At 33.3% G+C, this 14563-nt stretch carries 17 protein-coding genes; 15 read left to right on the top strand and 2 right to left on the bottom strand.

Translation table 11 applies throughout. The features are described 5' to 3' along the window. The 3 genes from D8855_RS10135 to D8855_RS10125 form a co-directional block, all read left to right on the top strand. Positions 1–1687, top strand: a 1687-nt coding sequence (locus tag D8855_RS10135; RefSeq protein WP_260467395.1) for a helicase-related protein, incomplete at its 5' end; no start/stop codon positions are given. An 84-nt stretch (positions 1688–1771) separates the two neighbouring features. Next, positions 1772–2056, top strand: a complete 285-nt coding sequence (locus tag D8855_RS10130) for a DUF5962 family protein (RefSeq protein ID WP_125417199.1) — start codon at positions 1772–1774, stop codon at positions 2054–2056. 13 nt (positions 2057–2069) lie between these two features. Beyond that, positions 2070–2366, top strand: a complete 297-nt coding sequence (locus D8855_RS10125; protein WP_125417198.1) for a DUF5966 family protein — start codon at positions 2070–2072, stop codon at positions 2364–2366. Positions 2367–2379: 13 nt separating this feature from the next. On the opposite strand, the gene D8855_RS10120 is transcribed toward D8855_RS10125, so the two are convergent. After that, positions 2380–2577, bottom strand: a complete 198-nt coding sequence (locus D8855_RS10120) for a hypothetical protein (protein ID WP_004249782.1) — start codon at positions 2575–2577, stop codon at positions 2380–2382. Between the two features lie 159 nt (positions 2578–2736). Between D8855_RS10120 and D8855_RS10115 the strand changes: the two genes are divergently transcribed. From D8855_RS10115 to D8855_RS10060, 11 genes are all read left to right on the top strand, one after another. Continuing rightward, positions 2737–3378 carry a hypothetical protein gene (locus D8855_RS10115; protein ID WP_000933083.1) on the top strand — a complete coding sequence of 214 codons (642 nt, stop codon included), beginning with the start codon at positions 2737–2739 and terminating at the stop codon, positions 3376–3378. A 9-nt stretch (positions 3379–3387) separates the two neighbouring features. Beyond that, the gene (locus D8855_RS10110) at positions 3388–4473 is read left to right on the top strand and encodes a toprim domain-containing protein (protein ID WP_125417197.1); all 1086 of its coding nucleotides are present in this window, start codon (positions 3388–3390) and stop codon (positions 4471–4473) included. A 50-nt stretch (positions 4474–4523) separates the two neighbouring features. Next, entirely contained in the window at positions 4524–4757 is a 234-nt protein-coding gene (locus D8855_RS10105; RefSeq protein ID WP_125417196.1) for a DUF5965 family protein, read from the top strand. Continuing rightward, positions 4754–5137, top strand: coding sequence for a DUF5945 family protein (locus D8855_RS10100; RefSeq protein ID WP_064519983.1), 384 nt, complete (start codon positions 4754–4756; stop codon positions 5135–5137). Before D8855_RS10105 ends, D8855_RS10100 begins: the two co-directional genes overlap by 4 nt. 37 nt (positions 5138–5174) lie before the next feature. After that, a complete protein-coding gene (locus D8855_RS10095) occupies positions 5175–5447 on the top strand; it encodes a hypothetical protein (RefSeq protein ID WP_125417195.1) in 273 nt (90 codons plus the stop codon). Between the two features lie 70 nt (positions 5448–5517). After that, positions 5518–5994: a type II toxin-antitoxin system antitoxin PezA gene (pezA, locus tag D8855_RS10090; RefSeq protein ID WP_000579597.1), complete on the top strand. Its 477-nt coding sequence runs from the start codon at positions 5518–5520 to the stop codon at positions 5992–5994. Beyond that, positions 5994–6755: a type II toxin-antitoxin system toxin PezT gene (pezT, locus tag D8855_RS10085; protein ID WP_125417194.1), complete on the top strand. Its 762-nt coding sequence runs from the start codon at positions 5994–5996 to the stop codon at positions 6753–6755. Before pezA ends, pezT begins: the two co-directional genes overlap by 1 nt. Positions 6756–6782: 27 nt before the next feature. Beyond that, entirely contained in the window at positions 6783–9281 is a 2499-nt protein-coding gene (locus D8855_RS10080) for a Spaf_1101 family AAA-like ATPase (protein WP_125417193.1), read from the top strand. Between the two features lie 934 nt (positions 9282–10215). Beyond that, on the top strand, positions 10216–10575 hold the full coding sequence (locus D8855_RS10070) for an SAG1252 family conjugative relaxosome accessory protein (RefSeq protein WP_125417192.1): 360 nt from the start codon (positions 10216–10218) through the stop codon (positions 10573–10575). 9 nt (positions 10576–10584) lie between these two features. Beyond that, on the top strand, positions 10585–10950 hold the full coding sequence (locus tag D8855_RS10065) for a MobC family plasmid mobilization relaxosome protein (RefSeq protein ID WP_125417191.1): 366 nt from the start codon (positions 10585–10587) through the stop codon (positions 10948–10950). Continuing rightward, the gene (locus tag D8855_RS10060) at positions 10937–12799 is read left to right on the top strand and encodes an SAG1250 family conjugative relaxase (protein WP_125417190.1); all 1863 of its coding nucleotides are present in this window, start codon (positions 10937–10939) and stop codon (positions 12797–12799) included. Before D8855_RS10065 ends, D8855_RS10060 begins: the two co-directional genes overlap by 14 nt. 43 nt (positions 12800–12842) lie before the next feature. Here the strand turns inward: D8855_RS10060 and D8855_RS10055 are convergent, their stop codons facing one another. Then, entirely contained in the window at positions 12843–13691 is an 849-nt protein-coding gene (locus D8855_RS10055; RefSeq protein WP_125417189.1) for a helix-turn-helix domain-containing protein, read from the bottom strand. 215 nt (positions 13692–13906) lie between these two features. On the opposite strand from D8855_RS10055, the gene D8855_RS10050 reads away from it, so the two are divergent. Continuing rightward, positions 13907–14563: helix-turn-helix domain-containing protein (locus tag D8855_RS10050; protein ID WP_142999117.1), on the top strand; the 657-nt coding region annotated here is incomplete at its 3' end.

Below are 14563 nucleotides of genomic sequence, written 5' to 3'. Positions count from 1 at the left end.
TTTTGACTCTTGGGTAGGTGCTTTTGGAGAAATTCAAAACTCTATGGAATTAGCTCCTACAGGGGATAAGTACCAACCTAAGAAACGATTTAAAAAGTTTGTCAATCTACCTGAGTTGATGAAAATCTATAAAGAAACAGCCGACATTCAAACACAAGATATGTTGGATTTACCTGTTCCAGAAGCTCATATTATCCCTATTGAGAGTGAGTTAACTGAAAACCAGAAACTCTATCTAGAAGAATTAGTTATGAGGTCAGATATGGTCAAATGTGGAACAGTTGATCCGAGTCAGGATAACATGTTAAAGATAACAGGTGAGGCACGGAAACTAGCAATTGATATGCGTTTATTGGACTCTAGTTATAGTCTAGCAGACAATCACAAACTGCTTCAGGTAGTGGATAATGTTGAAAGAATTTATCGTGAGGGAATGGGAAATAAGGCTACTCAGATGATTTTTTCAGATATTGGCACACCTAAGAAAAAGGATAATGGTTTTGATGTCTATTCTGAGATTAAGGCTTTATTAGTTGATAGAGGAATCCCTAGTAAGGAAATTGCCTTTGTACATGATGCCAATAGTGATGAAAAGAAGAATAGTTTGTCTCGAAAAGTCAATGCAGGAGAGGTGCGGATTCTCCTTGCCTCAACTGAAAAAGGGGGAACAGGTTTAAATGTTCAGAGCAAGATGAAAGCAGTTCATCACCTGGATGTACCGTGGAGACCAAGTGACATTCAGCAACGCAATGGACGGATTATCCGACAAGGAAATGAAAACAAGGAAGTGGATATTTACCACTATATTACCAAAGGTTCGTTTGATAATTATCTATGGGCAACTCAGGAGAACAAACTCCGTTATATTAAGCAGATTATGACTTCTAAGGAGCCGATTCGTGCTGCAGAAGACATTGATGAACAGACTATGACAGCTTCTGATTTTAAGGCACTAGCAACAGGTAATCCTTATCTCAAATATAAGATGGAACTAGAGAATGATCTAACTCTATTAGAAAATCAAAGACGCGCCTTTCAACGCAGCAAGGATCACTATCGTCATACAATCTCCTACTGTGAAGAAAATATGCCCATTCTTGAGAAACGATTAAGCAAGTATGAAGGCGACATTCAACAGTCAGAAATGTCGAAAGACCAGGCATTTTCTATGACGGTAGGTAAGCAAGCTTTTGATCAACGATCTGAAGCAGGGGAATCCCTACACCGTTTTATCCGTCATAATCAAGCTGACAGCAAAGAATTCCGTACCCTAGCAAGCTATAGAGGATTTGACATTAAAATGCTTAGTCTTCCAACAAATCAGCCTCTTCCTGAAACCTTCTCTGTTAAGATTGTAGGAGAAAATCAGTATTCTGTCAGTTTAGATTTGTATTCTCCTTTGGGGACAATTCAAAGGCTCCAACATACGATTGATCACATTAAAGAGGACCAAGTGAAAACTCAGAACTTATTGGATGAATTAAAGGATAAATGGACTACTGCTAAGGTAGAAATTGAGAAAAATTTTCCAAAGGAAGAGGACTATCAAACAAAAAAGGCCGAATACGATGTACTCGCGCCATTGATTGAAACAGAAACGGATTTAGATATTATAGATCAAGCCTTAAGACAATTCCACGAAAAAGGAAAAGAAAAGCAGGAACAACTTTCTTTTGAATTAGATTAAAAAATAGATACAAATAGCGGACAAGAAAAGAAAAGCGCGGTAGAATAAAGATAGAAAGAAACAGAAAGAAACGAGGTAACGATTATGATGGAAGATACCTATTATCAATTAGAAGAGGCCTTGGTACAGGGATTTCAAACACCTGAAGAATACCAAGCCTACAAGGAACTAAAGGAACATTATGAGGAAGTGACGGGGGATTACAGTTTTTCTAAACGAGAACTCACTAGTCAACTGGAAATTGCTCTTCAGAATCATCGAGGTGTGGACTTTGAAGAATATGAGAAAGAGGAGTATTTAGACTTAGTTCAAAAATTAGAAGAGTTTGATTATTCTCTTGCCACCCATTATCGTCAGTTAATTGACTAGAAAGGAGAAAGTCATGAATGATTTACTCCTTATCCCAGTAATTTTTTTAGCAGTAGGAGGAATTCTCATTCTTTTATGGAGACTCTTTCTTATTGCCAGTGGACTTTTCCTGATTGGTTTTGTCAGTTTTCTTATTTTCGTGGAGGGCTATGGAATTTATCTGTTCTTTACTGAACCGACTTTATATTTTGATGATATCAGACAACATGGTTTAACTAGTTTTACGGCTGTGTACCTTTTCATCAATCTGATGTTGGTTCTAGGATTCTGTTGGCGTTTCATAAACTCCAAAACTAAGGAAAGTATGTAAACTTGTTAGATGGTTAAAAAACTTTATCTGAATCTAAATTCGGATAAGGTTTTTTATTAGCCTTGATTCTTTCATATACTTCATAGCTAAATTGGAGCAGTAATTTATGAAAATCATTATCCTCACTATTATTACTTGTATTTATGGCTTGTTTATGTCGTTCAATATGAGAAAGAGCTCTTCTCAAATTTTCTTCTTTTAATTTGTTCATATCTATATTATAAACTGAAGACAGCTAATTTTGATATTCTTCTCTGAACTGTACGATTTTGCGCCTGAAATGTAGGTAACACCTTTCGTTGTGATGTGATAAAACTTACAAGTTCTTTTTGTTATTCTTGACCTAGTTTTTATAGAAAGAAGGTCTAAGATGTTAAATAAAGTCAAAACTAAAGCCTTAATTAGTGTTGGAGCAGTGGCTGCAACTAGCTTTATTCTCATGATGGGATATACTGCTGGTCAACATTCTACTGCTAAACAAAGTCGCAAAGAAATCGAATTGGCTGCAGCTAAACTTGTAGAGGACAAACAAGCAGAAGATAAAGCCAGCATTTTGTCATCGGATACTGTAAAAGAATTTTTGACTCAGTACTATACGAAAGAAAAGCTCGGAGAAAATAATACACGTATTCAACCTTATATGACTGAATCGGCTTATTCTCAAGAATTGTCAAGTCAAAATGATGCCATGAACCAAGTGTATAAGGATTATATTTTAGATTATCATTTCGAAAAAGCTGATATCTTTGTCAATCAGACTACGAATCAAGCCATTGCCATGGTCTCTTATAATGTAACCTATGTATCTGATTTAAAGAATGCCAACCAATCAAAAACCAATCAGACAGAAACAAGAACTGTTAAATTGTCCTATTCTAAACTTCCTGGTAAGTTATTGGTCAACCAAGTACAGGTTTGGAAATCTGGGTTAGATGATTTGGATAAGGCCACTCCCAAAACTTTAGAAGAATCCTCATCTGTTCCATCACTGCCAAATACTACAACAAAATGATGATATTGCATGGAAATAGAAGAATGTAAGCAAATTTCAATTCTTGATGTAGCAAGTCGTTTAGGTATCTCGTTTAAACAAGTTTCGAGCAGTGTCTATGAACATCCTGAACACGATTCATTTCGGATTTTTTCAACTACCAATACTTTTAAATGGTTTTCAAGAGATATTCAAGGTGATGTCATTGATTTTGTTCGACTTGTTCAGGGAATTTCCTTTAAAGAAGCTCTAGCCTTTCTTTCTGAAGAACCTTTTCAAAAAGAAGCTGTTCAAGAAAAAAGAGAGAGACCATTTTATTATCCTTTAAAGAGAATAGAAGATTCTAACTGTAGTCTGGCCAGATATTACTTAACAGAATGTAGAGGAATTTCAGAAGAAATTGTACGAAGGATGATTCAACAAGGTTTAATAGCACAAGCCAGCTGGAAAACAAATGAAACAGTTGAACCTGTTATCGTTTTTAAAAGCTTTAATCATCGTCACAAGCTGCAGGCAGCAAGCCTACAAGGGATTTATAAGAATCCCGTTCTTTCTAGAAAGAGGTTAAAAACGATTCTAAAAGGAAGCCATGGACATATTGGAATATCCTTTGACATTGGTAAACCAAATAGACTGGTCTTTTGTGAATCGTTCATCGACTTGATGAGCTATTACGAACTTCATCAACAAAGTCTAACTGATGTTCGTTTGGTATCTATGGAGGGATTAAAAAGGTCCGTTGTTGCTTATCAAACTTTACGACTGATAGCTGAAGAAAATCAGAAGTTGGAATTCTTAGATACAGTAACACCTTCAAAGTTATTGCCTTTGTTCAATACAATTCGTGATACCACTACCTATTTTAATAATCATCCTGATTTATTGACACTTGCGGTAGATTGTGATGATGCAGGAAAAGATTTTTCTGATAAGTTATCTCAATCAGGATTTCCTGTTTTTCTGGATTTACCTGATAACGAATTTGGGAAAGAAAAAATAGACTGGAATGATGTCCTTAGAGAAAAGAAATCAGATTTACAATTGATGATCGAGACTGCAAAAGAGACATTGAGGAATCAACCAGTAAGACAAACATCTCAATGTTTAGAATTGTGATAACAAAATCAAGATGTTTTAGCTAATATTAGAATGAAGGAGGATCGTATATGACCATTATTGAACGCTTAGAAGAAAAGGTCACTAGGCAAGAAAGCAAGGTAGCAAGAGAGACAGAAAAACTCACTGCTTACAAAGAACAACTGGAGACAGCGATGTTTGCGACGTTTAAAAGGCGTCAAAGCATTAGTCACATGAGTTTTGAAGAAGCTCTTGACCATGCATTTGGCAAAGAAAGACAATTCGATGATTCTGAATTTAGAAAGGATGAAATGAGTGAATGACAAAAGATTGGAATTTTAATCAACCATTAGAAAGCAAATCAGAAAATCAAGAAGATCCAGATAAAATTGCGGCCTTATTTGGAAATCATCAAGGAGGTAATGATGTAAACTATGAAGCAGCTTTTCAAAAGCGAAAACAAGCACCTGTGACGGAATCAAATCCTAGTTCTAAACCCAAAGTTGCAGAGGTTAGAACAGGAAAAGAGACAGATATCACTACAAGTTATCAGCAACATCTTAAAAGGCTGATTGCGGATAACAACAGCGATATTCAAAGCAGTCAAAAGAAAATTGAAGAGCTACATACGTTGATTGACACAAAGAATAAAGACAATAAGAAATTGCAGTCCATTTATGATGCGATTTCCGAATTACACTAAGCAGTCCTGATAGGCTGCTTTTTTTGAGAGGTTATAGATGTTTACAACATTTTTTAAGAAAAAGCAAGACAATAGTGATGTATTTAAAAAGCTGATTCATAGACTATCTGATATGTCTGTCCAAGATCTTGAAAAAATAGACCGGCTGCTAGATATCATTTTCACTCCAAATCAAGAATCAGAACAACTAAAAACAGAAGCAACTTATAGGGAAGAAACTTTGGACGACACATTAAAGGAAGCAAAGAATCAACTTCATAAGGAACAATTGGAAAAGAATTTAGAGAGATTTAGGAAAAACAGTCAATAATGCACCAAAAATGGTGCATTTACTTTTTCTAAATGTTATAATGGTGGTATAAAAATAAAAGGAGTTTGCCATGATTGGAAAGAACATAAAATCCTTACGTAAAACACATGACTTAACACAAGACGACTTTGCCCGAATTGTAGGAATTTCTCGAAATAGCTTGAGCCGGTATGAAAATGGAACGAGTTCAGTCTCTACGGAACTAATAGACATCATTTGTCAGAAGTTTAATGTATCTTATGTCGATATTGTAGGAGAAGATAAAATGCTCAATCCTGTTGAAGATTATGAATTGACTTTAAAAATTGAAATTGTGAAAGAAAGAGGAGCTAATCTATTATCACGACTCTATCGTTATCAAGATAGTCAGGGAATTAGCATTGATGATGAATCTAATCCTTGGATTTTAATGAGTGATGATCTATCTGATTTGATTCATACGAATATCTATCTAGTAGAAACTTTTGATGAAATAGAGAGATATAGCGGCTATTTGGATGGAATTGAACGTATGTTAGAGATTTCTGAAAAACGGATGGTAGCTTAATGGAGATCCAAGATTATACTGATAGCGAATTCAAATATGCTTTAGCACGGAATCTTCGTTCTCTGACAAGAGGGAAAAAGTCTAGTAAGCAACCTATAGCAATTTTGCTTGGAGGGCAAAGTGGTGCCGGTAAGACTACAATTCATCGTATTAAACAGAAAGAATTTCAAGGAAATATTGTTATCATAGATGGAGATAGTTTTCGTTCTCAGCATCCACACTTTTTAGAACTGCAGCAAGAATATGGCAAAGATTGTGTAGAATACACCAAAGATTTTGCAGGGAAAATGGTAGAGTCTTTAGTAACCGAATTGAGTCATTTGGGATACAATCTTTTGATAGAGGGAACTTTACGAACGATTGATGTTCCAAAGAAAACAGCAAAACTCTTGAAGAGTGAGGGATATGAAGTACAATTAGCCTTGATTGCGACAAAGCCTAAGCTGTCCTATCTGAGCACTCTTATCCGATACGAAGAACTGTTCGCTGTCAATCCCAATCAAGCACGCGCAACTCCAAAAGAACATCATGATTTCATTGTAAATCATCTAGTTGATAATACACGACAATTGGAAGAACAAGCTATCTTTGAAAGAATTCAAATTTATCAACGAGATAGAAGTTGTGTATATGATTCAAAAGAAAATACAACTTCAGCAGCAGATGTTCTTCAAGAGTTACTGTTTGGGGAGTGGAGTCAGGTAGAGAAAGAGATGTTGAAGGTGGGGGAAAAGAGACTTAATGAATTACTTGAAAAATAAACAATTTATATTTTTAGGAGAGTAGAAGTGAGAGGGTTTAATAACAAGATAAAGTCTGTTTATCAAGAACTAACAAATTCCAAAGAGAAATTCGGTAGCTTTCACAAGACTTTAATTCATTTGCATACACCTGTTTCTTATGATTACAAGCTATTTTCTAATTGGACTGCAACGAAATATAGAAAAATTACTGAAGATGAACTATATGATATATTTTTTGAAAATAAGAAAATAAAAGTTGATAAGACAATTTTTTTTAGTAATTTTGATAAGGTTGTTTTTTCTAGTTCAAAAGAATATATTAGTTTTCTTATGTTAGCAGAGGCAATCATAAAAAATGGAATAGAAATAGTTGTAGTAACTGATCATAATACTACCAAAGGTATTAAAAAGTTGCAAAAGGCAGTCTCAATCATAATGCAAACTTATCCGAATTATGATATACACCCTCATATTTTACATGGAGTAGAAATTAGTGCAGCGGATAAATTGCATATTGTATGTATATATGATTATGAACAAGAGTCATGGGTTAATCAATGGTTAAGTGAAAATATTATAAGTGAGAAAGATGGAAGTTATCAACATTCACTGACTATCATGAAAGATTTCAATAATCAAAAAATAGTTAATTATATTGCTCATTTCAATAGTTATAACATTTTGAAAAAAGGTTCTCACTTATCAGGTGCATATAAACGAAAAATTTTTTCTAAAGAAAACACACGATTTATTGGTGTTAAAAATATAAATTCTGTTGAAGGTTCTAGAAAAAAACTATTAACAGATTTTAATTGTGAGCCCAATTTTCTATTAGATAATGATTCTCACGAAATTGATTCACTCGGGAAGAACAATCTGTGGTTGAAAGGTGGAAAAATTTCTTTCAAGATGTTTCAAGAAGCATTGTTTGATTATAATGTATCAGTTAGTTTATGTGAGCCAAGCTTTAAACAAAAGTCTTATATAAAAGGATTATATATAGAAAATCGTGGGGGAAATAGAAGTTTTCTTGCAGGTGATAAATTAAAAAAAGATAAAGACTTCTTTTTAACATTTTCACCATCTATGAATTGTTTAATTGGAGGGAGAGGTACAGGGAAAAGCACATTAATTGATATGTTACAATTTGTACTTTCTCAAGATTGTGATAAGCAAAGCAAATTGGAATTTCTATGTAACCATGCAAATGCTTTTGTACTCTATGTTTTAGAAGAAACTGAATATATTATTGAAGTTAGTTTGCCAGATGTCAAACAAGAAAATAAGGATAATATTTTACAATATTATGGGCAAAATCGAGAGAATAGGTTTGGCTATTCTTATATATTTAATTCTGACTCTATTAAAGAATGGACACGGTCTCTGTACACAAAAGTTTATAAAGTTGAAGGTAACCATTTTAAATTAGTTGATAAAACTAGAATTTTAGAGAAAATGTTTGATAGGAGATATTCTGTTAATGAGTTAGTTAAAACAGCTGACGGTGAAAAAATTACAGAATTTATTTCTAATTTAATGATTAAAAATAAAAAATTACCGAGACCAGACTATGGGCTAAGAACTCAGACACTCGAATCGTTTGAAGTAAAATTAAAGGAACTTGATGAATATTTAAAACATCGGAAGCAATTAATACTCGAAATTATTGAGGATTTTAATAAAACTCAGATTGGTAAGTTAAGAATTTGTTATGAACAAATTGATAGATGGGAAGAACCGCATTTGGAAAGTTATCTTTTCAAGAATAACCGTTCTTCGTTTGAAAATTATAGAATCAGTATGCAAGATGTAGCAGACGTTTTATATCTTATCTATCGGGAATTAGGAATGAAAGAATTTGTTAAAGTCATTGTAAGACAAAATATTCCTAATAAGTATTTTATGCTTTTAAAAAGTATCTCTGAAGATAATTTTGCAAAACAAGAAAATAATTGGAGAGATAAATCTGAAATTAATGAATACAACATTACGCATTTAAAAACGAGTATCTACTCTTTAATTGAAAATAGTAGTTTATTAAATGAGTTTAAAAGAGTTTTAAAAGCGCATGTAGCTAATGAAAGGTTATTTTTGGAGTTTAATATTAACTCCAAAGAAACCTCACACCAACTTGATATCCTCTATAAAGAAGTTGGTGTATTAAGTTTGGGACAAAAAGTTGTAGCCATGCTTGATTTTTTATTAGCGTATAGTGATTATTCTAAAGACTTCAGACCATTGATTATTGATCAGCCTGAAGATAATCTAGACAATCGTTATATTTACAGGCATTTAGTTCAGCAGTTTAGAGATGTGAAAGCTCAACGTCAAATTATTTTAGCAACACATAATGCTACAATTGTAACAAATTCTATGACAGATCAAGTTGTTATTATGGAGTCAGATGGAGTTAATGGATGGATTGAATCACAGGGATATGTTAGTGAAAAATATATAAAAAATCATATCATCAATCAATTAGAGGGAGGAAAAGATTCCTTCAAGCATAAAATGTCTATATATGAGACGGCTTTATCAGAGTAGAGTCAGAAAAAGTAGGTTAGAAATTTAGCCTACTTTTTTCTTTGTCCGACAGGCATATCGTACATCTTAGGTGCAAGTCCTCTGTGGACATCTGATATCGATGAAAGCAATAGCGACTCCCAAGCCAGACTATCGCGAGGTATGGGGAGAGGAAGGTATTAGCGAAATCAAGGCTCTACAAACAGAATCATGACTTGAAGTCATATATAGCGGATGAGGAACTCTAAAATCCAAATAGGTGTCGTAACCTATATACGTATATTACGAGAGTAAACTAGAAAAGATGTACGGCTGATTCCGTGAGCTATCATGAGCATCTAGGACGTAGTACCACGAATTATGAGAAGTAATATGAACCCATAGTAGTGAAGAGATTTATGTAATGGAAATGGAGCGAAGGGTGAACAATTAAATGAATATCTCTCTAATTAAATTTGTCAATCCTAATTCATGGTATGAAAAGACAGTGACCTGAAAACGTAAATGATGAGAGCTGATCACAAATATGGGACGGCATTGATAGAACGAATTGTAAAATGAGAAGATGAGTGAGTATAATGCTCTCGTTAAAACTTAGTTGGCCCGTTGTGTGCCAAACGGTATGCACAGTGGTGTAAGAGGGGCTAGAGATTAATCCCTAATTGATTTGTGATAGCTTTTCCAAATCTTCCCTGTTATCCTAATATCATTCATAGAAAATCAATTTTTGATTTTCTATGGGGGTTTGGGGGCGGAGCCACCAAGTTATCTTATCGTTAGCTGTCAAAACTGGAAGGTTTTAGTCAGCTGGCGATATGATTTTTGGGATATTGTGGACACAATATCTGAGCTCGCAAAGACCGAACAAGAAGCAAGTGAGGTCTTTAGGAAGCGTACTGACAATGTGAGGTAGACTTACACTGTCAGACAAGTAGAATGTTGAAGGGATATCAGAATGGGACAAGAAATTAAGTCAATCCGAAAGCAATTTAGAATTACGAGACAAGAAGAAAAACAGATAAAAGAAATGATGAGGGAACAAAAAGTGGATAGTTTCTCAGAATTTCTTCGTCAAAATTTATTGAAAAAGAATTATCAGGATAGAATTTTTGAAAGTTGGTTCTCCCTTTGGCAGTCTCAAAAGTTTGAACAGATTAGTCGAGATGTGTATGAAGTTCTGGTTGTCGCAAGAGAAAATCATCAAGTGACTCAAGAGCACGTCTCAATCTTATTGACTTGCGTTCAAGAATTGATTTCAGAAGTGAATCAAGTGCAGCCACTCAATCGTGAGTTCCGTGAAAAATATATGGGTTAGGAGGATGTAATGGTTTATCGCTATCGTACCAATCTCAAAAAAGTATTTCTAACTGGTCCAGAATTACACCAATTGAATGAACGGATTGCTAAGAGCAATTGTCAAAATTTCTCAGTCTATGCCAGAAAAGTTTTGCTTAATCCCAATATGTCATTTGTCACTATTAACACTGATACTTATGACCAGTTAGTTTTTGAATTGAGGCGGATTGGAAATAACATCAATCAAATTGCGCGTGCGATTAATCAAAGCCATCTGATTTCTCAGGACCAATTACAAGAATTGAGTAAAGGAGTCGGAGAGTTAATTAAGGAAGTGGACAAAGAATTTCAAGTGGAGGTGAAAAGACTGAAGGAGTTTCATGGTAGTTACTAAACACTTTGCGACGCACGGGAAAAAATATCGTAGGCGTTTAATTAAGTATATTCTCAACCCTGATAAAACGGATAATTTGAAATTGGTATCTGATTTTGGTATGAGTAATTACTTGGACTTCCCTAGTCATGCAGAAATGGTAGAGATGTACAATGTCAACTTCAGCAATAATGACAAGTTGTACGAATCCAGAAACGACCGACAAGAAAAACACCAACAAACTATTCATGCTCATCACCTCATTCAATCATTTTCTCCTGAAGATAACCTGACACCTGAAGAAATTAATCGTATAGGTTATGAGACCATGATGGAATTGACAGGAGGTCGTTTTAAGTTTATCGTAGCAACTCACACAGACAAAGATCATGTTCATAATCACATCCTAATCAATGCTATTGACCGCAATTCAGATAAAAAGTTGATATGGAACTATGCCTTGGAACGAAACCTCCGTATGATTTCAGACCGTATTTCTAAATTGGCTGGTGCAAAAATTATTGAGAAACGTTATTCCTATCGAGATTATAAAAAATATAGGGAATCTAGTCATAAGTTTGAATTGAAACAACGTCTTTATTTTTTGATGCAGCAGTCAAATTCCTTTGAGGATTTTTGGGAAAAAGCAGAGCAATTACACGTTCATATTGATTTTATTCAGAAGCATAGTCGATTCATGATGACGGATCGAGCAATGACAAAACCAATTCGAGGACGCCAACTCAGCAAACGAGATTTATATGATGAAGAATTTTTTAGAATGCATTTTGCTAAGCAAGAGATTGAAAGTCGTTTAGAATTTTTGTTGAACCGTGTCAATTCTTTAGAAGATTTAATAACAAAAGCAAAAGAATTGAATCTAACCATTGACTTAAAACAAAAAAATGTAACTTTTATCCTGGAAGAAGATAATCAAAAGATAAGTTTGGGTCATCAAAAAATAAGTGATAAGAAATTATATGATGTCAAATTTTTTCAAGATTATTTTAAAAATAAGGAAGTAGGTACTTCAAAAGGATTAGAGAATTTACAGGAACAGTACCATGCTTTCCAAGAAGAACGAGATAAGGATAAAGTATCCACTGAAGAGATTGAGGAAGCCTTTGAGGAATTTAAGGAAAAGAGAGATGCCGTTCATGAATTTGAAGTAGAGCTTGCAGCACACCAAATTGAGAAATTAGTTGATGAGGGGATTTATATCAAGGTGTCTTTTGGTATTAAGCAGAGTGGTTTTGTTTTCATTCCCAATTACCAACTGGATATTATTGAAGAAGAGAATCAGCAAAAATACAAGTTTTATATTCGTGAGACAACCTCATACTTTGTCTATAACAAAGAACACTCGGATAAGAATCAGTATATCAAAGGACGAACCTTGATAAGACAGCTAACCAACGATAGTCGAGTAATACCATACAGAAGTCCTACAGTTAAGAGTCTACAGGAAAAGATTACTGAGATTAACCTCTTCATTGAATTAACTGAAGCAGATAAGAAATACCAAGACATTAAAGACGAGTTAGTCAAAGAAATAGCAGAGATAGATATAAAACTAAATCAAATCAATGAAAAAATCACCAACTTAAATAAGATGGCGGAAGTGCTTATCAATTTGAATAGTGAAGATATGAGCAGTCGAAAGCTTGCAAGATACGATTTTTCGAAACTAAATTTGACAGAATCAATTACAGTAGAACAAGTAACCGAAGAAATAAGAGTGTTTCAAGAGGAGTTGGATCATTATCTTTATGAGTATGAGGAATTAGTAAAAAATCTAGAAATGTTTGTAAAAGTACTGAATGATAAGGATTTTGATAAAAAATTTAGTACAGAAATACTATTGGAATAACAAGAACTAATCCTATGGTGGTTAAAGATTAACTATCCTTGTGTTATTGATTAATATATTTGTCATAGTGCTCTTGGTACTGTGCTTTTATATTATGTTCTCCTAGAATTTCAAATACCTGAAGTGCTTGTTTCATCTTTTCGATTCCGTTCGCAGGATTACGCTTAAATTCAAAATACCCACACGTATATAAGAAGACGGTTTGTTCATAATAGTTCAATTCATTGTTTAGTAATTTTTTTACTTCTTTGATTAGAAAACTACAATTTTGAAATTCTTCATTATCAATACTAACAATTAGGCAATTGATTGCTAATTGTGTAACAAGCCGTTTATTTGTCTTGTTCAAAGTTGAATAGAGATAATTTTTTAACATTTCTATAGTTAATAGGAAAAAGGAGTTATAATTAATTGTTCTTACACAGTTACCTAATAAGATAATTTCATAGTAACCCCAGTTTTCAACTTTAAAAAGATAATCTGTAAGCTGTAATAATTCCTCGTCCGAGGGGAGAAAATTTTTATTTGTGGTATAAAGAATCGATTTTACCATTGTCTTTTCATAAGGACCCAAGTTAAAACTTGAAGAGTTTGATAGTAATTCAATAATACTAGCAAAATTTTTTGAGGAGTAGTGTTTTCGAATATATTGCACCAAGTTAGCGAATGATCCAGTTCTAGTAGAATTATTGTCATGAAGAATAATAAATTCATCCAAAGTTATATGTAATTTATCTAAAATATTGATTAATCTAATACAAGAGATTTCTGATTCTCCACGTTCAAATCTAGAGATTTGAGATTTAGATAAATTACTATCAGCAATTGAACTTAAACTTATTTTCTTTCCTTTTCGAATTTTTCTGAGTGTTATACCAAGTTTTGATTTCATTTTTCCCATATTCCCAACAAAATTACAAGGATTTTTTATTTATTATACAATAAATAAAAAAATAAAGGGAAGTTCAGTATGAAAAAACTTTTAAATTTTACATCAATATTGTTATTGATTATGGATATTATCATTATAGTGGAGATTGAACCTTACCTGTACAGGTAAGAGGCGATTATGAAATCATCCCTAATTTGCAATAAGGAGTAGAAACAATGAAAAATTTAGGACAAATCTTAAAAAAAATTCGAGAAGCTAAAGGTCTCTCTCTTTCCAATGTTGCTAATGACAAGATTTCTACCTCTCAGTTATCTCGCTTTGAAAATGGATATACAGATATTACTCTCAATAAATTACTTTCAGTTTTAAAGACACTGGACGTATCTTTGGAAGAGTTTATGTATTTAGGGCGTGGTTTTCATAAGATGAGTAATTTTGAGGTGATTGATAAGATCAATAATTATTTTTATAAGAATAACAGTCCAGCTTTGAGACGACTTCTCATTAATTTCACAGAAAAAGAAGAGGAGAAATTAAGTAAGAAATTAACAATAATTTTAATTAAGTTAAAACTCCAAGAAATTGAGAAAGATAATATTGTTCCTACTGAAGAAATTGATTTTATATCAGACTATTTATTTAGCGTAGATACCTGGGGTGAATTTGAATTAGAGCTATTTTCCTCCACAATGGAAATTTTTAGCCAATCTAGCATTATGATATTGACGAAGGAAATGGCAAGGAGAACTGATTTTTACAAACATTTACCGACTCATAGAAGATTAATTACTAGCATGTTATTTAATGCTTTCAGCCTCAGTGTAGAAAGAAATAATATAGTTGATGCATCTTATTATAGAGAACAATTAATC

The sequence above is a fragment of the Streptococcus mitis genome (assembly GCF_003942685.1).
Taxonomy (GTDB): domain Bacteria; phylum Bacillota; class Bacilli; order Lactobacillales; family Streptococcaceae; genus Streptococcus; species Streptococcus mitis_CD.
Note: the sequence above shows the minus strand (reverse complement) of the source record. Positions and strands in the feature narration are given on the sequence as shown.

Bases quoted from the DNA above. Each gene is read 5' to 3' on its own strand.
- D8855_RS10060 (WP_125417190.1), top strand. From the start codon at position 10,937: ATGGTAGTTACTAAACACTTTGCGACGCACGGGAAAAAATATCGTAGG.
- D8855_RS10100 (WP_064519983.1), top strand. From the start codon at position 4,754: ATGACAAAAGATTGGAATTTTAATCAACCATTAGAAAGCAAATCAGAA.
- D8855_RS10120 (WP_004249782.1), bottom strand. From the start codon at position 2,577: ATGAACAAATTAAAAGAAGAAAATTTGAGAAGAGCTCTTTCTCATATT.
- D8855_RS10105 (WP_125417196.1), top strand. From the start codon at position 4,524: ATGACCATTATTGAACGCTTAGAAGAAAAGGTCACTAGGCAAGAAAGC.
- D8855_RS10095 (WP_125417195.1), top strand. From the start codon at position 5,175: ATGTTTACAACATTTTTTAAGAAAAAGCAAGACAATAGTGATGTATTT.
- D8855_RS10130 (WP_125417199.1), top strand. From the start codon at position 1,772: ATGATGGAAGATACCTATTATCAATTAGAAGAGGCCTTGGTACAGGGA.
- pezA (WP_000579597.1), top strand. From the start codon at position 5,518: ATGATTGGAAAGAACATAAAATCCTTACGTAAAACACATGACTTAACA.
- D8855_RS10110 (WP_125417197.1), top strand. From the start codon at position 3,388: ATGGAAATAGAAGAATGTAAGCAAATTTCAATTCTTGATGTAGCAAGT.
- D8855_RS10115 (WP_000933083.1), top strand. From the start codon at position 2,737: ATGTTAAATAAAGTCAAAACTAAAGCCTTAATTAGTGTTGGAGCAGTG.
- pezT (WP_125417194.1), top strand. From the start codon at position 5,994: ATGGAGATCCAAGATTATACTGATAGCGAATTCAAATATGCTTTAGCA.
- D8855_RS10125 (WP_125417198.1), top strand. From the start codon at position 2,070: ATGAATGATTTACTCCTTATCCCAGTAATTTTTTTAGCAGTAGGAGGA.
- D8855_RS10065 (WP_125417191.1), top strand. From the start codon at position 10,585: ATGGTTTATCGCTATCGTACCAATCTCAAAAAAGTATTTCTAACTGGT.
- D8855_RS10055 (WP_125417189.1), bottom strand. From the start codon at position 13,691: ATGAAATCAAAACTTGGTATAACACTCAGAAAAATTCGAAAAGGAAAG.
- D8855_RS10070 (WP_125417192.1), top strand. From the start codon at position 10,216: ATGGGACAAGAAATTAAGTCAATCCGAAAGCAATTTAGAATTACGAGA.